Below are 20,410 nucleotides of genomic sequence, written 5' to 3'. Positions count from 1 at the left end.
GATGGATTTTAAAATACTACATCTATCAAGTGTCAGAGCTAGGGTTAGAGCTGATTTTCGCTTAACACCAGATGTGAAAGTATATTTAAAAAAACGAGCAGCCAAAATCGAAAACATACAAAAAGTGGACTTTTATCAAGACGAGTACACTTTTGTTGTTATTTTTAAAGAAGGAAGTAACAGTTGTTTACAAGAATTCTTTAAATTAATTGATAAAGAAAAAGTAAAAAACTGTTATGAGAATCCAGTAGCTAAAGCTGAGGAAAGTCCTTATTCGATAATAATGGATGCTATGTTTTGGCGTGCAATGTCGAAATTATTCGTACCACTTCCACTAAGAGCGATTCATACATGGTGGAAAGCTTCAGGATATTTGAAAGACACATTAAAACTACTAGCACGTAAGCAAGTTACTATGGAAACACTTGACTCCGCGGCAATTCTTGTATCATTAGCGACGGGGGCTCGTGAAACGGCAAGTTCTATTATGTTTATTTTAGAACTAGGAGAATCACTTAACAATTGGTCTGAGAAAAAATCTGTAAAAGTTCTTGAACAAAGTTTGACTTCTATGGATAAAGAAGTATGGCTTGTTGAAGAAGAAGGAAATAGAAAAGTAACTTGTTCAGAAGTTAGGAAAGATGATGTAATACTAGTTTCAGAAGGAAATGAGATTCTATTCGATGGTATTGTGATGACTGAGGGCGCTAGTGTTGATGAAAGTTCATTAACAGGAGAAAGTTTCCCAATTGTCAAAAATATCGGTGATAAAGTTTATTCTAATACGATAGTTGTTAACGGTGAAGTTAAGATTAGAGTCGAAAACCCACAGGTTAATGGTCGTATTCATCACCTTATCCAATTGATGAAAGATTCTGAAAGTAGAGAAGATACATATCACTACAAATATATAAAATTAGCGGATAGTATTGTAAAATATAACTTCTTAGCGATGGGACTAACGTATTTATTTACTAGATCATTTGCTAAGGCAATTTCATTCCTATTAGTTGATTATTCATGTGCATTGAAACTATCAACACCTGTGGCGTATCTAACTACTATTAAGAACTTAATCGATAAAAAAATTGTAGTTAAGAACTCTGTAACTCTTGATAAATATGAGGATATCGATACATTTGTTTTTGATAAAACAGGAACTATAACGGTGTCTAAACCATATATTCAAGAAGTGCTACCATTTTATGGATATTCTTATGAAGAAGTATTAAAAATCGGAGCGTGCTTAGAAGAACATATCTATCATCCGATTGCTAGTGCTGTTGTGAGTAAGGCTGAAGAAGATGGAATTGAGCATGAAGAAATGCATACAGAGTTATATCACATCGCATCAAAAGGTATAGTTTCTCATATTGATGGAGAAAAAGTTGTTATTGGAAGTAGACAATTACTAAAAGATGAAAATGTAGTTGTTACAGACGAACAAAAACAAATAATTGCTGAAAAACAAGAACAGTATAACTTATTATTCTTAGGGTATAAAGGACAATTGATTTCAATTTTCTGTGTAGATATACCGCTAAGAGATGAAGCGAATGAGGTATTAACTGAACTTAGAAATAACGGTAAAAAAGTTGTCTTATTAACAGGGGATAACGAAGTAAGAACGAAGAAAATCTTAAATGATGTTACTTTTGACGAAGTATATACAAGTATGACTCCAGTTACGAAATTTGAGTACATTAAGAGTGAAAAAGAAAAAGGACGTCGTGTACTTATGATAGGAGACGGTCTAAATGATTCGGCAGCATTATCAGAAAGTGATGTAAGTATCGTTATGAGCGAAAGTGCTGATCTTTCGAAACAAATCAGTGATGTCGTTCTAAAATCAGATTCACTTAATTCGTTATTACTATTATCGGATGTTTCTAAAAAATTACGTGCGCAAATGAGTAATAACGTTAAAAGTACGGTATCGATCAATAGTTCACTAATATTCCTAGGACTAATAAACGTATTGCCATCTAACTTACTAGCATTACTGCATAATTTAACTACATTTAGTATTGTACTGAAAAACTTTAATATTAAGTAGAGCAGGTCAAAAGATGCTGAGTTGATTATGATGGGAGTGACTCAAAAATCGTGATTTCGTAAAAATTGATTTTGTTGAGTCACCCCCGCAAAGTTTATTAGATATCTAAAAAGCTTTTATAAAGCGTATTTAGATATCAATAAACCACTGCGTCTATGTTTTATCATATATACTTTGTTAATATTTAGAACTTTTAGGTCAGCTCTTTTGAATATGTAAACTAAATAACAATAAAACGGTTGTATACTAAATCCGGGGCATGGAAAAATTCCAGCCCCGGATTTCAATTTTTATATACAAAAAGACAAATACCCAATATAATTAAAGTGTAGAAAAATAATTAACTAAGAAAGGATATTTGTCATGTCTAATTTTATCACAAATTTACTATTAATAAAAGACCAAAATATAACTATGGATGATAAACTTGATTTAATTAATGTAGACGGTCAAGATACATTCGTATTTCATGGGACTTTATCATACAATCCAAAGTGTTGTACAAACTGTGGTTGTATAAAAGAAGGAAATAATATAGTTAAAAATGGATTCACAGATCCATTAAAAGTAGCTTTATTAAAGATATCAGAATGCCCTACATATCTACGATTAAAGAAACAACGCTTTAAATGTAAAGAATGTAATTCTAAGTTTTGTGCTGAAACATTATTTGTACAAAAACACTGCAGTATATCTAAAAATCTTATATTTCACATTATGAAGAATCTTTCTAAGACAATATCATTTAAAGATATAGCTGAATTAAGTAATGTATCAGTATCTACAGTAGTAAGAGTAATGAAATCATGTAGAGAAGCCGTAGAAATTAAGACTCATTCAAACCTACCAGAACACCTATGTTTTGATGAGATAAAGTCAACTAAAGACAGTAAAAATGGAATGAGCTTCGTATTCTTAGATGCTAAAACACATGATTTTATAGATATTGTAGATGGAAGAACTCAACATATATTAAAACAGTACTTTATGAGATATCCAAGGAAAGTAAGAAAGAAAGTAAAAACAATCTGTATAGATATTTACCCTCCTTATATGAATATGATTAGAGAGATGTTTCCTAACGCTAAAATAATTATAGATAGATTCCATATGGTACAAAATATTAATAGAGAATTAAATAAAGCTAGAATAAAACTAATGAACCAATATAAGAATAAAAAAAGTTCTACTTACACTATTTTAAAGAACTTCTGGAAAGTAATATTAGAAGATAGAGATAAAGTAAATTCAACAAAAACATTCTATTCTAGAAGCTTTAAACGCTATGTAACTAGAAAAGAAGTATTAGATTATATATTAGCTATAGATGATGAATTTACACCTAGCTATGAGAGAGTGCATGAGATAAGAGAAGCTATTAAGGCTAAAGATTCTGTAGAATTAGAGAAGTATATAGATATGGATACTAGAGGATTATCTAAAGGTGTATCTAAAGCTATAAATACTATGAAAAAGCACAAAGAGTATATGCTTAATGCTGTTAAATATAAGTATTCTAATGGTCCATTAGAAGGATTTAATAATAAAATAAAACTACTAAAGAGAGTATCTTATGGATATTCTAGCTTTAGTAATTTCAGATTACGCATTTTAATTATGTCTAGATTATTTGTTTCTGAGTATAAAAATAATGTCAAACTTAAAGAAAACAAGAAAAAATCTAAGCAGCAAAATGCTGCCTAGATTTCATTTCCTATTTTTCTCCATGCCCCGAATTTGACAAAGAGCCAATAAAACTCGAGTCTGGGGAACCTGGATTCGAGTTCTATTATATAGATAACGTAGGTTTTGGGGAATAGATATTTCTTACTTGAGATTTCCTTTATGATTATATTTGAAAATGGATACAATATATAGTATTATATCAGTATAATATAATAAAGGAGAGCATATTAATGAATAAAAAAAGAAGATTATTAAGTATTGTGGCGGTTGCGTCATTAGTAGCAGGTATAGGAGAAGTAGCAAGCCCGCAAGCACAAGCAGTTACATTCCATAGTTGTAAAGAAGCGTGGAATCAAGGATATGGAGATATTCGAGTAGGAGAAGATGGTTATTCAAGACATCTAGATAGAGATGGTGATGGAATAGCATGTGAAATCAGTAAATCAAATGGACAATATAAACCACGTGCTCAACACGCTCAACATGCTCAAAATGGTTGGGTAAAAAGCGGTGGTGCTTGGTACTACTATAAAAATGGATCAGCAGTAAGAAACGCATGGGCAGGGAACTACTGGTTAGGATTAGACGGAAGAATGGTAACAAACAGCTGGGTTGACAACAATCGTTACTACGTAGGAAGTGACGGAGCATGGATAAAAGGCTACGGAAATAAATCAGGATGGCAAAAAGAAGGAGGATCTTGGTATTTCTATAAAAATAACTCGGCAGTAAGAAATGCGTGGGCAGGAAACTACTGGCTGGGATCAGACGGAAGAATGGTAACAAATAGCTGGGTAGATAACAATCGTTACTACGTAGGAAATGACGGAGCATGGATAAAAGGCTACGGAAATAAATCAGGATGGCAAAAAGAAGGAGGATCTTGGTATTTCTATAAAAATAACTCAGCAGTAAGAAACGCATGGGCAGGAAACTACTGGTTAGGATCAGACGGAAGAATGGTAACAAATAGCTGGGTAGATAACAATCGTTACTACGTAGGAAATGACGGAGCATGGATAAAAGGTTACGGAAATAAATCAGGATGGCAAAAAGAAGGCGGATCTTGGTATTTCTATAAAAATGGATCAGCAGTAAGAAATGCATGGGCAGGAAATTACTGGCTAGGATCAGATGGAAGAATGGTAACTAATAGATATGTGGATGGTGGCCGTTATTATGTAGGAAATGATGGAGCATGGGTTCCATCGCTTCCACCTATAAGCGATTTGAAAGATGAATAGTCAAATATTATAAAAAGAATTAATATAACAATAAAAGCTTTAGTTCACAGGTTAGGTGAGCTAAAGCTTTTTGTGGTTGCCAGTCGCAGTTGAAATAAATACCTAATTATAGTATTATACTAGTGATATTAAATTCAAATACTCTATCTAAGGTGAAAGGAGGTAAAGTAAGTGGTAAAGAAGGGTATATCTCTAATAATTTTATTTGTTATCACATTATTAATAGTATTTTTATATAGATATTTATATGGCTATATTTATCACGCTGTCGATGATGTTACAATTAATTATTCAATATTAAATAAGGAATATACTTTACTACCATATTTGGGGATAATATTAACAAAGTCACTAACAATATTACAAAGTATATTTCCTAGTATTAATATATTTTTTGTATTCTTAGTATTAATGTATAGTATAAGTTTCTCAGGTTTACTTTATCTGCTTAGAGATAAAAAATATAAAATAGTACTATGGATAATTGTTTTAGTTATTGAATTTGCTTTGATAAAATATTTTACATATTCTATGGTTGCCTACTTGTTAGCTATATCTGGAATATTTTTATTATATAAAGAAAATAATATTGTTGTTCCAACTATACTTATATTTATAGGAATTTCTCTAAGAGTTCAAATAATATCTAGTCTTTTGATATTATGCCTAGCTGTAATTATATTTGAATTAATAAAAAATAAAAAGGTAAAACAAACTGGTATACTAATTGGTATAATTTTTATTGTAAGCTTAACGAATTGGTTATTCATACAAAGTAATGATATTGAGAAATCGTATATAGAATGGAACGAAAAAAGTACATTGATTAGAGACTATCCTGCTATTGATTATTCTGCAAAAAAAGAAAGTCTTGATAGAATGGGTGTTACTGAAAACACATTAGCAAGTCATAATTCTTGGATACTCTCAGAAAAGCGAGTCTTTAGTAATGAGTTGTTAGATAATCTTGATAAAGTAAGATCAGTATCAGAAAAATATAATTTTTCGATTAAAAAGATAATAATTAAGTATTTCTCTAATGAGTTTTATAAGTTGTTTACATTCTTTGCACTTCTTGTTTTTATATTTTATAAGTCAAAAAGTTTTTATGGATATTTGTTATTTTTAAGTCCTATAGCTTTATTAATAGCACTAATAGTAAGGCAGAGGATAGTAGAGCGAGTTTATATACCTATTATTATTCTGTCCATATTTATTTTTATTGTATATGGTAATGATTTATTTATAAAAAGAAGCAATAAATTATTAAGTGGTTTAGAAAATGTTATTTTTACAATTTCATGCATATTATTGATGAATACTATAGGAACTTATGGGAAGAATGAATTATATTGGTTTAATTATAATTCATACGATTTTAATAAGGATTATAATGATGTACTAATTAATAATAAAGACAATTTGTATATTATTTCAGGGTATGGAAACTTAGTTAGCTCACAACCGAATGTTAGTAAGGTTTTTATTGAAAAAAATAAGTTAACGAATAATATAATTACTTTTGGAACATGGCAAACTTTTTCGCCAGGATATCATAATAAACTAAATAGATTCGGTGTAAAAGATACGAATAATATACTTTCTAGTGCGGTTAATAGCAATAATATTAAATTTATTTTATCTAGTGATTCTAGTGTTTTTGATAAAATCAGAGTATTGTTTAAGGAAAATTATAATAGAGATGTTTACTTTGTAAAAGAAAGTGATATTACAAATGATATGAATATATATTTATTAAGGAGTGATAAATAGTGAGTAATAAGAGAATCAAATATATAGATATGTTGAAGGCGTTCTGTATAATATTAGTAATTGCAGGACATATGGGATACACTCCTGCAAAAGTAAAATTATTATTGTATGTTTTTCATATACCTTTATTCTTCTTTTTATCTGGAATGACATTAAATGTTGAAAAGTATGATTCTATCGTTCAATTTTTTTCTAAAAAATTTAAGGCGATAGTTATTCCGTGTTTTCTAATGAATATTTCTATATTTTTTATTAAATCCGTTATTTTACAACCGCAACTTATATTAAAGATAGATATCTTATATTTCATAAAAGCATTAATTTTAGCTGATAGAATGCATATGTATTATCAACTATGGTTTTTAAATGTGTTATTTTTAGCGGAACTAATTTGTTATTTTGCGATAAAATATAGTGATAAATTGTATAAATATGCAATTGTATTTATTGTTCTTATTCTGTGTGGTAGTTTAGGACAGAAATTATACGCGATGGAATTTTGGTTAATCTGGAGTTTTGATCTTGTACCGTATGCATCAATATTTATTTTATCTGGTTATATATTGAGAAAAAATCTGTCTAGTGTACAGAACTATTTTAAGAAACTATATTTCATACCGGTGCTAGCAGTTAGCGTAGTGTGTGGTGTGTATAATACAAGAGTAGATTTATATTATCAACAGATTAATTCAACTTTCTTGTATTTTGTTGCTGCTTTCTTTGGTATATGGGCAAGTTTAATATTTTTTGTAAATATACCTAGTTTATATATTCTAGAGAAAATTGGAGGGAATACATTAATTTATTACGCATACCATTCTCCGATAGTATTATTTATTCTTGATATAATTATGGAGCAAGTATCTAGTAAATATACAGGAATATTTTTCAGTAACTATATTATAGCTATTGTCGAATTACTCTTAGCTATAATACTATGTGAATTAATAGCACGTATAATTAATAAAAATTTTCCGTTTCTTATTGGAAAATCATTTAAGACAACCTAATTTGGTTGTCTTTTTTTACTGGGTTTTCTTCTGTTATATCTAGAAATATGTTATAATAAAGGGATGAAATAAATTTGAAAACTGTTTATAAATATTCAGTTAAATAAGTAAGGTGAAAGATGAACATTGATAATAGATTTGAAACGGAAGCGGTAAAAAAGTATAGAGCTTCGATAGAAAAGAAGAAGATATCTTTGTTTCTAAAATTACTTTTTGATAAGGTGCTGGCATTAATTTTGCTTATTCCTTTATCACCGATAATTTTAGGAATAGCTATCTGGATAAAACTTGATAGTGAAGGGCCTGTATTTTATAGACAGGAACGTATAACTACATATGGCAGAACTTTTAGAATCTTTAAGTTCAGAACTATGGTTAAAGATGCTGATAAGCTTGGGACAGCTGTTACTCAGCAAAATGATCCTCGTATAAGTAAGGTAGGACACAAGCTTCGTAAACTGCGTCTTGACGAACTTCCGCAACTTATCAACGTACTTGTAGGTGATATGAGTTTTGTTGGAGTAAGACCTGAAGTTGCGAAATATGTAAATAAATACACTGATGAAATGAATGCAACATTGCTACTTCCTGCAGGTATAACTTCTCCAGCGAGTATTGAATACAAAGACGAAGATGAAGTTATCGAGAAATTCAAAGGAAGCGGACGAAGTGTAGATGAAATCTATGTGGAGGAAATTCTTCCGGATAAGATGAAATATAACTTAAAGTATATTGAAGAATTCAGTGTTATAAATGATATTAAAATAATGATAAGAACTGCTTTAGCGGTAATTAAATAGAATTGAAGTATTAATTGAGAGTAATTAAAAATAATTAGGAGTTTGAGATGAAAAAATATAATATACCATTTTCTCCACCAGATATTAGTGAAGAAGAAATAAATGAAGTAATAGATACTTTAAAATCAGGTTGGATTACAACAGGACCTAAGACAAAAGAATTAGAAAGAAGACTATCAGAATTTACGGATACACCGAAAACTGTTTGTCTAAATTCTGCAACTGCAGCGTTAGAATTAACATTACGTGTTCTGGGTATTGGTGAAGGTGATGAGGTTATCGTTCCTGCGATGACTTACACAGCTTCTTGTAGTGTGATTTATCACGTTGGAGCGAAGGCTGTTATTGTTGATATCGCTGAAGATAGTCACGAAATGGATTATGATGTTTTAGCTGATGCTATTACTGAGAATACTAAAGCTATTATTCCTGTTGATTTAGCAGGTATTCCATGTGATTATGACAAAATTTTCGAAGTTGTTGAAAGCAAGAAACACTTATTCAAAGCTAATAGCGAATATCAAGAAAAACTTGGTAGAGTAGCTGTTGTAGCCGATGGAGCGCATGCTTTAGGAAGTACTTATAAAGGTAAGAAAATTGGTTCTGTAGCTGACTTTACTACATTTTCATTCCACGCTGTGAAAAACTTCACTACTGCTGAAGGTGGAAGCGTGACTTGGAAAGAAAATGAAAACTTTGATAATGAAGAATTATATAGAGAATATCAAATATATTCTCTTCATGGGCAAACTAAAGACGCGTTAGCTAAAACCAAAGCAGGGTCATGGGAATATGATATTGTTATCCCTGGATATAAATGTAACTTAACTGATATTGCGGCATCTATTGGAGTAGTTCAATTAGATCGTTATCCTAAACTTTTAGAACGTCGTGAGAATATTATTAGTCAGTACAATAAAGGATTCGAAGGGACAAGAATTACAGCTCTAAGTCACAATTCAGAAGATTATAAATCTTGTGGACACCTGTATATAACTCATGTTGAAGGTGCTACATTTGAACAACGTGGTGAAATAATTGTAAAAATGGCAGAGCGAGGAATTAGTTGTAATGTTCACTATAAACCACTACCGTTATTAACTGCGTATAAAAACTTAGGATTTGATATTGAAAACTATCCTAATGCGTATAATTACTATGTAAAAGAAATAACATTACCTCTACACACTAGACTTAGTGATGAAGATGTAGCTGTTATTATTGAAAACTTCAAAGAAATAGTCGAGGAGGTAGTAGGTGAGTAGTTTAAAAGAAATACAGAATAAAAGCTTAGAGATGGCTGAATATTTTGTAGAATTTTGTAAAGAACATAACTTACTTTGTTATCTTTGTGGTGGTGGAGCTATCGGTGGTCTAAGGAATAAAGGATTTATCCCTTGGGATGATGATTTAGATTTTTTCATGCCTAGAAAAGATTATGAAAAACTTCCAGAACTTTGGAGAAAGTATGCCAAAGAACAATATTTCTTATCAAAAAGTGATAGTAACTTTGTCGATAGAAATTTATTTATTACGATTCGTGATAGAGAAACAACATGTATAAAACCATATCAGCAAGATTTAGATATGCCACATGGTTTAGCGTTAGATGTTATTCCTTTGGATTATTATCCTAAAAATGAAGCGGATAGAAAAAAACAAGTTCGTTGGGCATTGATTTATTCACTATTCTGTGCTCAAACTATCCCGGAAAAACATGGAGCAATTATGAAATGGGGTAGTACTATACTGTTAGGTTTAACACCTGGAAAATTACGTTATAAAATTTGGAAAAAAGCTGAAAAAGAAATGACGAAATACACTCTAGAAGAGAGTGATGGAATAACAGAACTTTGTACAGGTCCTGGATATATGAAGAAAAAATATCCGATTGAAGCATTTGAAGATAATATTTTTATAGATTTTGAGAATACTAAAATGCCAATACCTGTGGGATATGATATTTATCTGAAAACAGCATTTGGTGATTATATGACACCGCCACCGAAAGAAAAGCAAGTTCCACATCATGATTCGGTAATAGCGGATATGGAAAATAGTTATCTTAAGTATAAAGGGGAATATTATGGACGAAAGAATTAGTGTAATAGTACCGGTATACAATGTAGAACAATACTTAGAGCGCTGTGTTGACTCAATAATCAATCAAACATATAAAAACTTAGAAATTATTTTAGTCAATGATGGATCTACTGATAACAGTGGACAACTTTGTGATGAACTTGCTAAGAAAGATTCTAGAATAAGGGTAATTCATAAGGAAAATGGTGGTTTATCTGACGCGAGGAATGTCGGTATAAATGAAGCAAAATCTGATTTAATCGGTTTTATAGATAGTGATGATTACATAGATGAAGATATGTATGAAGTATTGATGAATAATCTAAAAGATGCAAACGCTGATTTATCTATGTGTGGACACTACGATGTTTATAATAATGTTCCTGAAGCACAAGTTGCTGATAAGAAAATATGGGAACTTAGTTCTAAAGATGCCATTAAAATGGTTATGGAAGCAAAGATATTATCAGTTACAGCTGTTAATAAATTATATAAAAAGAGTTTATTTTCAGATTTGAAATTTGAAATTGGTAAAATTGCTGAAGATGCATTTATTATGATAAAACTTCTTGATAAATGTAATGTAGTAGTAGCAACAAATGAGAAAAAATATTACTATGTTCATAGAGAAAATAGTATTACTACTCAGAAATTTTCAACTAAGTTTTTAAATGTAATAGAAGCTTATGAACAAAATAGAAAGATTATTTTAGAAAAGTATCCAGAATTACAAGATGTGGCTCAGATGAGAATGAATTGGGCATATTTCTATGTGTTGGATAGATTATTGTTAGATAAGGAATACAACGATAAAAAATTAGAAAACAAGTTAATATCGTATTTAAAAAATCATAGTAGGGATATACTAAAAAATTCATTATTTACAAAAGGTAGAAAAATTGGATTTGTTGCCTTATTATTGAATAGGAATCTATATAGAAAAATAATAGAGAAGAGAGGATATTAATTAGAGTATGTTAAAACTAATAGAAAAAAATTATTTTAAAATAAATCTGGCATTTATTTTAATAGTTGCTGTTTATTGTATGTGTGGTCTAATAGTACCATTACAATTTATATCAGCAAATAAAATTGTTGCGGGAGGAATGACGTTACTTGGAATTCTTTTAGCGACGTATAATTTATTCATAAAAAAAGTGTATCTGAAAATAAAAACAATAGAATACTTATTACTATTTTTTGCTTTTAATATAATTACTAGCATTCTAGTGATATCGTATGGATATTCTACAAATATTAAAAATACGTTAATATTTTATATTTATTTCTTAACAGTATTCCCTATATTTACAGGAATCACTAGAGAAGAGAGTAAAAAATTATATAATTACTTTTTCTATACAGTTACTGTACTTAATACTTTTGGAGTATTAGTTTCATTAATTCAATTTGTATTATTGAAAGGTTACAGAGTACATGACTACAAAGGGTTGTATATTAGACAAGGATTTGTAGAGTCTAGATTATTTGGTATTTTAGCAAGTCCAAACTTTTTATCATTAGTTTCTTTAATTGTAATTATATTTTTAGTGTCAAAAATATGTGATTTCAAGAAAAGTTATAGATATATAGCTTCATCAACTATTGTATTGAATTTTATTTATATTGTTTTATCTGGTTCAAGAACAGCATTTATCTGCATGTTCTTAGCATCAGTTATTTATTCAATAGTAATGTTTTATCGAAAAGGAAATGCTAAATCACTGTTAAAAGTAGTTATGGCAATTGTAGTTGTATTATTCAGTTATAAAGCTGTTAATTTCACTAGTGAGCAATATTTAAAATACAACAAAGAAAGGTTAGAAGCCCAAGATAAAAAGTTAGTAAATAAAGATAACAATCTTTCTTTAGAAAGAACTGATACAAGCGAAGAGAATATTTCTAATAACAGGTTCGCAATTTGGAAATCTACAGCATCTTTCGTACCTAAAAAACCTATTTTTGGTTACTCAGGTGGGAACTGGTATGAAATAGGTAAAAAGACTAATCCAGATGAGTATATAATAAGAGAACACTATCTTACTCATAATGGATATTTAGAAATTTTATTTTACAATGGAATTGCAGGATTTATCTCGATGGGAATATTTGTATTATCATTTTTCACATCAATGGTAAAACGACTAATTAAAGATAAAAAAGAAGACTTAGTTAATAAAGATTTATTATCAATGATTATGATATTGGTGGTAATTTTAGTATCTAATTTATTCTTAAGTTCTACATTTTATGGTATTTCATTATTAGGTATTATTCTATTCTTAATGGCAGGATATAACTATTCTATAGTGAGTACTGACAGGAGTAATTTCAAAAAATTAGATGCGAATGAAATTAAAGAGGTAGAATTAGGTGTTATGGACTATATTCATAATATCTGTCAGAAAAAAGGGATCAATTATTCTTTAGCTTATGGAAGTTTACTAGGTGCAGTAAGACACAAAGGGTTTATTCCTTGGGACGACGATGTTGATATTGCATTAAAGAGAGATGAGTATGATAGTTTATACCAAGCAATATTAGAGGATAATGATAGTGTTTATAAAGTTGTTTCATGGGAAAATGATTCTAGATATCCTTATCCGTTTTATAGAGTATATGATAGTAGAACTGTCTATGAGAATAATTATATACAAAATGATATAGAATTAGGAATCTGTGTGGATGTATTTCCTTTTGATAACTATAAAGATATAAACAAAGAAGTTACTAAATTAGATATGTATCGCCGACTTTCTGTATATACTTTGTATGGTATAAGAAACAAAGAAGTGGGTATTAAGAATATCATTCGCTATGTATTATTAGTAGTATTTAGATTAACTAGTGTAAAAAGTTGGAATAGAAAACTTAACGCTTATTCTACAATTGATAGTAAAAGTGAATTTATCGATTACCTGATGGAATCTAAAAAATACAGCACAAAGATAGATGCTAAGGCTTTAGATGAAGTAGTTGAATGTAAATTTGAAGATAGAATGTATAATATTCCAAAAGAATATGATCATATTCTTACTACAATTTACGGTGATGATTATATGGAAATACCACCAGTAGAAAAAAGAATACAACATGATGATTTTGTAGCGTATATAAAAAAGGAGAAGTAATATGTTGCAATGGCTCAAGAGAAGTTTAGCCAGTTTTTTAGGTGATAAAAAAGATGTGGTTAAAAATCTCCCTTTAATAAAAAAATTAAATGAGAAAGCTAATATTGAATTAGATTCTAAAAGAAGTAATTTGTTAAAAGAAAACTTTGAGGAAATTCTGAATGTAGTTTATGGTTCTGATTTGAAGGATTATAATATTTGGTTAGACTTTGGAACATTATTAGGTTACTACCGAGAAAATGATTTTATAAGTCATGATTTAGATATGGATTTTGGAGTTCAAGTTTCAAGTTTTGAAGAATTTGAAGTGATAGAAAAACATCTTATTAATAATGGTTTTAACAGAACAAAAGAATTCTATTTTAATAAAAATTTAGTTGAATTATCTTATAGTTATAAAGGACTCAATGTAGATTTCATCATCTATAAGAAGGAAAATGATAAAGTATCTTCTGATACAATATTTTTCATGACAAATGCATTAGGAAATCCTACTCGTTATGAGGTGTATCACTATGAAATTCCATTTTTAGGTCTAAAAGAATGTGATTTCAAAGGTATGAAAGTAAAGGTTCCTGATAATACACAGGAGTATCTAAGAACTTTATATGGAGAAGATTTTGAAACACCAAATACTAATTATAATTGGAAAGAGAATCCAATTTATAAGCTGGGAGCTGCAGAGTTAGCTGAGGTTATTTTACATAAAGGAAAGTAAGTTAGAGGATAATTTTATGGGAAATAGAATAGCATTATGGGATAATCTGAAGTTTTTCCTTGTAACATGTGTTGTGATAGGCCATTTTGTAGATCAATTTACTGGTTTATCTAATATTTATGATAGTATATTTTTATTTATTTATTCGTTTCATATTCCGCTGTTTATTTTTATAGCTGGATTGATGTTCAAGAATAAGAATATTACAGCCAAAGCTATATTTTTTATAAGTATTGGTTTTGCGTATAAAATAGTTTCAGCAATAGTGGAAAGATTACTAGGTACGGTGAAAGTTGAATTTTTCCTGTTATGGGATGGTGGGCTTTCATGGTTTATGTTTGCCTTGGCGGCATATATGGTAATTTTAAAAATAATTGAGAAACAGAACAAGGAATATATTTTAGTGTTTTCGATCGTATTGGCTTGTTTTGTAGGGTATGATCCAGGAATAGGAGATTTCTTATACTTATCAAGGATAATAATATTTTTCCCATTCTTTTTGAGTGGGGTATTATTACAAAACTTCGATATAGTAAGTTTTAAAGATAAAAATTCTAAATATAAATTCTTAGCAGGAGTTATAGTTTTAGTTTGGTTAGGATTATGTATTTATGAAGTAGATAGAATATATGGGTTAAGATATCTGTTTACAGGGAGAAATCCATTTTTCCCAAAGATAATGAGTTACGCTCCATTAGTGAGACTAGCGAGCTATATCATATCTTTTAGTATAGGTTTCTCTCTTATTATGCTTATGCCTAATAAAAGACTTGGCTTGATCACAGATATGGGAAAAAATTCTATAAATGTGTATTTTTGGCATATGCACATATATTATACGTTGAATAAGTTATTTGGAATTTCTAATATATTCCATTATGGTGTAAAAGGTAAAATAGCTTTTCTTGTAATTGCGGTTATTTTAAGTATAATATTATCCCAAAATATATTTAATTTCCCGATAAAACAAATAAGAAATCAAGTATTTTCAAGTAAAAAAGCATCGTGATTTTAAGAATCACGATGCTTTTTGTTTTTAATGCTATATCCTAAATAACAAATTATTAATAATGATATTATGAATAATGGATAGTTTTTATAATCAGAGAAACTTATTTTTCCTTCGTTATTCACATGAAGGAAACCAATCCATTTATTTTTACTTAAAGTTCCATCAGCTTCAAAATGATAGAAGTTTTCCCATTCATTTTTTGCTGCACTTCCATCTTTTTTGAAATAATATTTTGAAGTTGAATCAATTTCTTTCCAAGAATCTGTTAACATTCCGTTATTTTTATCTATGTAGTAGAAGTTATTGTTATCTTTAACTATTCCTGTTTTTATAGAGCCATCATTGTTAAAGTAGAACCACTTGTTATCAAGATATTTCCAACCTACAGCAACAGTACCTGAATCGAAGAAATAGTACCAATTGTCGTTGTGCTGTGTCCAGCCATCTTCAGGGGCTTCATTTTTCCAATTTTTAAATTTTAATATATTATTTTCATTATAAAATCCATAGTGAGGATAATCATTAGAAATATCTTTTACGTCTCCATTATTAAACTCTAAAGAAATTGCTGCTCTATCTAGTTGACCAGCATTTATAATGCTGATATTTTTTTGTTTTAGATATTCAGCATATTTTTCTTCTACAGGTCTAATACCTGTTTTAATAATTTTTTTAGGATTAAGTTTATCCACAAATTCTTTTGTATTTGATTTTGTTGTTTCTACATGATGATTAAATTTCATAACATCTACTTGACCGATTAATGGTCCATATTTTTCTTCAAGGTGTCTTTCAGTATTTTCTAAATCTCCACCTAGGAAAATTCTAGTATTATTAATGTTTACTATTGCCAAGATAGAATTCAAATTGTCATCATATACTTTTTTTAAAGAACCATCACTTTCGTATTCATTTTCATAATTCAGTAGATCGATTTTAATATCTCCAAGAGTTAGATGTGAATCTTTTTCTGAGATATCTTGAATGATTTCAGTATTAGTTTCTTTTGCTGCCTTTAATGCTCTTTCGTATCCGTATAAATTATCCCAAAGTCTAGTTTTATCGGAAATTCTATCATCACTATATTTTTTAATATATAGTTTTTCTGTTGGGATAGATTTTAGTACGTCATGTGCCGAACCAACATGATCTGAATGTGAGTGGGTTATAATAATGAAATCAAACTTTTTAATTCCCAACTGTTTTATATGAGCGAATAACCTATCTTGGGTAATTTTCTTTTTATCTTTTGTTATTCCTTCTCTGTCAGGGTATCTAGGGTCTGAACCATCTGGATACGAGAAATCCTCCCCTGTATCAATCATAGCGTAATGACCATTACTTTCTAGTATCATAGCATCTGACCATTCAGCTACGGTAATAATATGTAATTTATCATTAGCTTTAGCATATGATGATGGTAGAAAAGTTATAAATAATAGTGTTGTTATAATTAGTGTTTTTAAAAGTTTCATAAATACTCCTTTATTAATTCTTTTTAATTTTCCCTTTAACCATATTTATGGCATAGTTTATTGTCGAATCTTTTAATATTATTAGAGCAACTAAATAATAAATTCCACAGATTGCTATAACCGTACAAACCATAAGCAGCATGCTTAGTGTTATTTCATAAGAATGAACACGGAAAGTAAATTTAGAAATGAAGTAAATTGGAATAAATCCAAGTGATACTACAAGGTATTTATACAGCGAAGAAAATACTGAAGATAAGTTGATCAACTTATGTTTTTTAATAAACTGTATTTCTAATAATACTACTAGTCCTTCAGCGAAAATTGTTGTTCCGATATAATATTCAGGTTTGAAAATGTTGCAGAAATATAATGTAGAATTTAATATTACGTTCAACCCACCACCGATGAAGTAAAATGAAGTTAGTTTACTTTCGAAGTCATTGATAAATATAATTTGTTTTCCTAGTATCATCTCAATAGCCCAAATAATAGTTCTAATGGCGAAGATACTCGTTACGATTCCTGCTTCTAAGTATTTGTCTGATGAATAAATAACAGTTGCATATGTTCCTAGAATCATTATACCAATACTTGTAGGTATCATTAGGAAGAAGAATAGGGAAGATCCTTGCCTAATTAGATATTCATACGAGTCGTGGTCTTTTTTTCCTAAGTAATAACCTAATCTAGGAAGGCTGACATTTAATGCGCCGCTAAGTACCCCTGCTATAAGCATCACTATACTTGATGCTATAGTGTAGTATGAAATATAGTTTTCATTCGGAGCTTTTGTAATAAACATCCTATCAAGCAATGTATAAAGCATATTAGCATTTGCTAATAATAGCATGGTAGTTAGTGCTTTTGTAGATGTTAATAAGTCTTTTATTTTGATTTTTACAAATGAAACTTCTCTTTTTATCCATAAGAAACTTAGTAGATAGTTTAAGATAGTAGTAGCACTCATTATAATTGCATACGGTATAATATCATCTTCTGTTTTTACAAATGCGAATATTGATACTAACATAGCTATTCTAATAAATAGTGTTTTATATAGAATAAATGTGTAGTTTTCGTACGCTTCATTCATCCATTCAATATTTAAAAATTGAAATAGTGCTTGAATTCCAAGTATATAATATAATATTTTTAGATTTTCAGTTTCATGAGTTCCTACACTAATAAATATGAAATATAAGGCTGTTATAGTTATCGAAGTAATTACCGATATATAGAATAATTTTGAAAATACGTAGTTAATTTTGTTTTTATCATCTTTAACTTTACTTATCGATCTAATACCATAGTTATATATACCGAAGGCTGCAAGAGGTATTACAAAACTAGCCCAGGTATTTGCTGTGTTGAAATAGCTATAGTTTGATTTGCTAAGTATTCTAGTTAAGTAAGGATTAGTGATTAATGGAAATACTATGTTTAGTACATTAACCATTAAGCTTGCTAATGCATTAACTTTTATGTTTTTCATAAAAAGAAATCCTTTCTAAAATTCTATTTAACATTATAACATATTTTCAATTTATTGGCTTATAATAATCAGACTAGATAGAAGATTTTTGATGTTTATAGTTTTTCTATGATATAATAAAATAGATAGAATATTAAAAAATAGATTTTAAAGGAGAATAAAATGATATACGCAGGAATATTAGCTGGTGGAACAGGAACTAGAATGGGAATAAGCAATATGCCAAAACAATTCCTAGAATTAGGTAAAAAACCAATACTTATTCACACAATTGAGAAGTTCTTATTAGAACCTGAAATCGAAAGAATCGTAGTCGGTGTTCATGAAGATTGGGTATCTCATGCTGAAGACTTAGTAGAACAATATGTTTCAGCGTTTGCTGATAGAATCATTATTACACCTGGTGGTGTTGATAGAAATACAACTATTGAAAACATTATAAATAGAATTAATGAATATAAACCTTTAACTGATGAGGATATTATCGTCACTCATGATTCAGTTCGCCCATTCATCACACTAAGAATTATTAAAGACAACATACGCCTAGCTAAAGAAAGTGATGCGGTAGATACAGTAGTAGAGGCAGTAGACACAATCGTTGAAAGTACAAATGGAGAATATATCTCTAGTATTCCTAATAGAGCTCACTACTACCAAGGTCAAACACCTCAAAGTTTCAAATGTTTAGATTTCCTAAACCTATATAACTCATTAGATAAAGAAGAAAAACAAATACTTACCGATGCATGTAAGATATTCGTTATAAAAGGGAAAAAAGTAGCACTAGCTAAGGGAGAATACTCTAATATTAAAATAACTACAGTAACTGACCTTAAGATAGCTAAGAGTATGATAGAGGACGAGTAATATGATAAATCAAATATATCAATTAATTAAACCGAAGTTTATTAATGTAAAGTACAACGAAGAGAATATAAACGATGGTGATAAAATCATCATCCGTCCAAACTATATGGCACTATGTCACGCAGACCAAAGATACTACCAAGGGAAAAGAGATCCTAAGGTACTAGCTAAAAAACTACCTATGGCACTTATTCACGAATGCGCAGGGATAGTAATCGCAGATCCAACAGGAACGTATAAAGTGGGACAAAAGGTAGTAATGATACCTAACCAACCACCAAGACAAAGTGATGAAGAGTTTTATGAAAACTACATGCCAGGAACACACTTCCTATCAAGTGGATTTGATGGATTTATGAGAGAATTTGTAGCTTTACCTAAAGATAGAGTAGTAGCTTATAACGATGTGGAAGATTCTGTTGCGGCTATTACAGAGTTCATAAGTGTAGGTATGCACGCTATGGATAGATTCTTAAAGAATTCACATAGTAAAAAAGATAGAATAGCGATAATTGGTGATGGAAGTCTAGCTTATGTTATGGCGAACATAATAAACTACACTCTTCCAGAGTGTGAGATAATCGTAATAGGTCGACACTGGGAGAAATTAGAACTATTCAGTTTCGCAAAAGAAAGATACATTACAGATGATATTCCTGAAGACTTGACTTTCGATCATGGTGTAGAATGCTGCGGTGGAGATGGTAGTGGTTATGCGATAAACGACATAATCAAATACATCAAACCACAAGGAAGCTTAGTACTAATGGGAGTTAGTGAATACAAAGTAAATATCAACACACGTGACATCTTAGAAAAAGGACTAACACTAATAGGTTCATCACGTTCAGGTAGAATCGACTTTGAGAAAGCTATCGAGATGCTTAGTAACAAGAAATTTGAAAGAAGATTCAAGAATATTATTGAACTTGAACAACCTGTGAGAAATATTAAAGACATTCATAGGGTGTTCGCAACGGATTTGAATACAGCCTTTAAAACGGTGTTTAAGTGGGAGATATAGAAAAGACTATTTCTGCTATCAATCAACTAAAATA

The 20,410-nt window shown here is 29.6% G+C and carries 16 protein-coding genes; 14 read left to right on the top strand and 2 right to left on the bottom strand.

The annotated features are described in order from the left end of the window. Window position 1 precedes the first annotated feature (1 nt). From FOC48_RS07975 to FOC48_RS07920, 12 genes are all read left to right on the top strand, one after another. The gene (locus FOC48_RS07975) at window positions 2-2,056 is read left to right on the top strand and encodes a heavy metal translocating P-type ATPase (RefSeq protein WP_003147735.1); all 2,055 of its coding nucleotides are present in this window, start codon (window positions 2-4) and stop codon (window positions 2,054-2,056) included. A gap of 363 nt (window positions 2,057-2,419) precedes the next feature. Beyond that, a complete protein-coding gene (locus FOC48_RS07970; RefSeq protein WP_003148113.1) occupies window positions 2,420-3,760 on the top strand; it encodes an ISL3 family transposase in 1,341 nt (446 codons plus the stop codon). Window positions 3,761-3,972: 212 nt separating this feature from the next. Further along, window positions 3,973-4,986 carry an excalibur calcium-binding domain-containing protein gene (locus FOC48_RS07965; protein WP_172497923.1) on the top strand — a complete coding sequence of 338 codons (1,014 nt, stop codon included), beginning with the start codon at window positions 3,973-3,975 and terminating at the stop codon, window positions 4,984-4,986. A 171-nt stretch (window positions 4,987-5,157) separates the two neighbouring features. After that, a complete protein-coding gene (locus FOC48_RS07960; RefSeq protein ID WP_003147738.1) occupies window positions 5,158-6,759 on the top strand; it encodes a hypothetical protein in 1,602 nt (533 codons plus the stop codon). Continuing rightward, on the top strand, window positions 6,759-7,769 hold the full coding sequence (locus FOC48_RS07955; RefSeq protein ID WP_003147739.1) for an acyltransferase family protein: 1,011 nt from the start codon (window positions 6,759-6,761) through the stop codon (window positions 7,767-7,769). Before FOC48_RS07960 ends, FOC48_RS07955 begins: the two co-directional genes overlap by 1 nt. A 119-nt stretch (window positions 7,770-7,888) precedes the next feature. Continuing rightward, complete coding sequence (locus tag FOC48_RS07950) at window positions 7,889-8,569, top strand: sugar transferase (RefSeq protein ID WP_003147741.1); 681 nt, start codon at window positions 7,889-7,891, stop codon at window positions 8,567-8,569. A gap of 47 nt (window positions 8,570-8,616) precedes the next feature. Next, a complete protein-coding gene (locus tag FOC48_RS07945; RefSeq protein ID WP_003147742.1) occupies window positions 8,617-9,834 on the top strand; it encodes a DegT/DnrJ/EryC1/StrS family aminotransferase in 1,218 nt (405 codons plus the stop codon). Continuing rightward, entirely contained in the window at window positions 9,827-10,672 is an 846-nt protein-coding gene (locus FOC48_RS07940; protein ID WP_003147743.1) for a LicD family protein, read from the top strand. Before FOC48_RS07945 ends, FOC48_RS07940 begins: the two co-directional genes overlap by 8 nt. Beyond that, window positions 10,656-11,618 carry a glycosyltransferase family 2 protein gene (locus tag FOC48_RS07935; protein ID WP_003147744.1) on the top strand — a complete coding sequence of 321 codons (963 nt, stop codon included), beginning with the start codon at window positions 10,656-10,658 and terminating at the stop codon, window positions 11,616-11,618. Before FOC48_RS07940 ends, FOC48_RS07935 begins: the two co-directional genes overlap by 17 nt. Before the next feature lie 7 nt (window positions 11,619-11,625). Then, complete coding sequence (locus FOC48_RS07930) at window positions 11,626-13,782, top strand: LicD family protein (protein WP_003147745.1); 2,157 nt, start codon at window positions 11,626-11,628, stop codon at window positions 13,780-13,782. Between the two features lies 1 nt (window position 13,783). Then, complete coding sequence (locus FOC48_RS07925) at window positions 13,784-14,500, top strand: LicD family protein (protein WP_003147746.1); 717 nt, start codon at window positions 13,784-13,786, stop codon at window positions 14,498-14,500. Window positions 14,501-14,516: 16 nt separating this feature from the next. After that, window positions 14,517-15,509, top strand: coding sequence for an acyltransferase family protein (locus FOC48_RS07920; protein WP_003147747.1), 993 nt, complete (start codon window positions 14,517-14,519; stop codon window positions 15,507-15,509). A gap of 2 nt (window positions 15,510-15,511) precedes the next feature. Here the strand turns inward: FOC48_RS07920 and FOC48_RS07915 are convergent, their stop codons facing one another. Continuing rightward, window positions 15,512-16,987 (bottom strand): MBL fold metallo-hydrolase, encoded by a 1,476-nt coding sequence (locus FOC48_RS07915; protein WP_003147748.1) that lies wholly within the window; start codon window positions 16,985-16,987, stop codon window positions 15,512-15,514. Window positions 16,988-17,000: 13 nt separating this feature from the next. Beyond that, entirely contained in the window at window positions 17,001-18,482 is a 1,482-nt protein-coding gene (locus FOC48_RS07910) for an oligosaccharide flippase family protein (RefSeq protein ID WP_003147750.1), read from the bottom strand. Between the two features lie 162 nt (window positions 18,483-18,644). On the opposite strand from FOC48_RS07910, the gene FOC48_RS07905 reads away from it, so the two are divergent. Both FOC48_RS07905 and FOC48_RS07900 read left to right on the top strand, forming a co-directional pair. Continuing rightward, window positions 18,645-19,352: an IspD/TarI family cytidylyltransferase gene (locus tag FOC48_RS07905; RefSeq protein ID WP_003147751.1), complete on the top strand. Its 708-nt coding sequence runs from the start codon at window positions 18,645-18,647 to the stop codon at window positions 19,350-19,352. 1 nt (window position 19,353) lies between these two features. Continuing rightward, window positions 19,354-20,376, top strand: coding sequence for a ribitol-5-phosphate dehydrogenase (locus FOC48_RS07900; RefSeq protein ID WP_003147752.1), 1,023 nt, complete (start codon window positions 19,354-19,356; stop codon window positions 20,374-20,376). The last annotated feature ends 34 nt before the right edge of the window (window positions 20,377-20,410 follow it).

Origin of the sequence: Gemella haemolysans, assembly GCF_012273215.1 — a bacterium.
Taxonomy (GTDB): domain Bacteria; phylum Bacillota; class Bacilli; order Staphylococcales; family Gemellaceae; genus Gemella; species Gemella haemolysans_A.
This window is presented reverse-complemented; position numbering and strand designations above follow the sequence as displayed.

What these genes read in the sequence shown, in the direction of transcription:
- FOC48_RS07900 (WP_003147752.1), top strand. Translation starts at nt 19,354, where the DNA reads ATGATAAATCAAATATATCAATTAATTAAACCGAAGTTTATTAATGTA.
- FOC48_RS07965 (WP_172497923.1), top strand. Translation starts at nt 3,973, where the DNA reads ATGAATAAAAAAAGAAGATTATTAAGTATTGTGGCGGTTGCGTCATTA.
- FOC48_RS07920 (WP_003147747.1), top strand. Translation starts at nt 14,517, where the DNA reads ATGGGAAATAGAATAGCATTATGGGATAATCTGAAGTTTTTCCTTGTA.
- FOC48_RS07975 (WP_003147735.1), top strand. Translation starts at nt 2, where the DNA reads ATGGATTTTAAAATACTACATCTATCAAGTGTCAGAGCTAGGGTTAGA.
- FOC48_RS07945 (WP_003147742.1), top strand. Translation starts at nt 8,617, where the DNA reads ATGAAAAAATATAATATACCATTTTCTCCACCAGATATTAGTGAAGAA.
- FOC48_RS07950 (WP_003147741.1), top strand. Translation starts at nt 7,889, where the DNA reads ATGAACATTGATAATAGATTTGAAACGGAAGCGGTAAAAAAGTATAGA.
- FOC48_RS07905 (WP_003147751.1), top strand. Translation starts at nt 18,645, where the DNA reads ATGATATACGCAGGAATATTAGCTGGTGGAACAGGAACTAGAATGGGA.
- FOC48_RS07925 (WP_003147746.1), top strand. Translation starts at nt 13,784, where the DNA reads ATGTTGCAATGGCTCAAGAGAAGTTTAGCCAGTTTTTTAGGTGATAAA.
- FOC48_RS07935 (WP_003147744.1), top strand. Translation starts at nt 10,656, where the DNA reads ATGGACGAAAGAATTAGTGTAATAGTACCGGTATACAATGTAGAACAA.
- FOC48_RS07970 (WP_003148113.1), top strand. Translation starts at nt 2,420, where the DNA reads ATGTCTAATTTTATCACAAATTTACTATTAATAAAAGACCAAAATATA.
- FOC48_RS07910 (WP_003147750.1), bottom strand. Translation starts at nt 18,482, where the DNA reads ATGAAAAACATAAAAGTTAATGCATTAGCAAGCTTAATGGTTAATGTA.
- FOC48_RS07915 (WP_003147748.1), bottom strand. Translation starts at nt 16,987, where the DNA reads ATGAAACTTTTAAAAACACTAATTATAACAACACTATTATTTATAACT.
- FOC48_RS07930 (WP_003147745.1), top strand. Translation starts at nt 11,626, where the DNA reads ATGTTAAAACTAATAGAAAAAAATTATTTTAAAATAAATCTGGCATTT.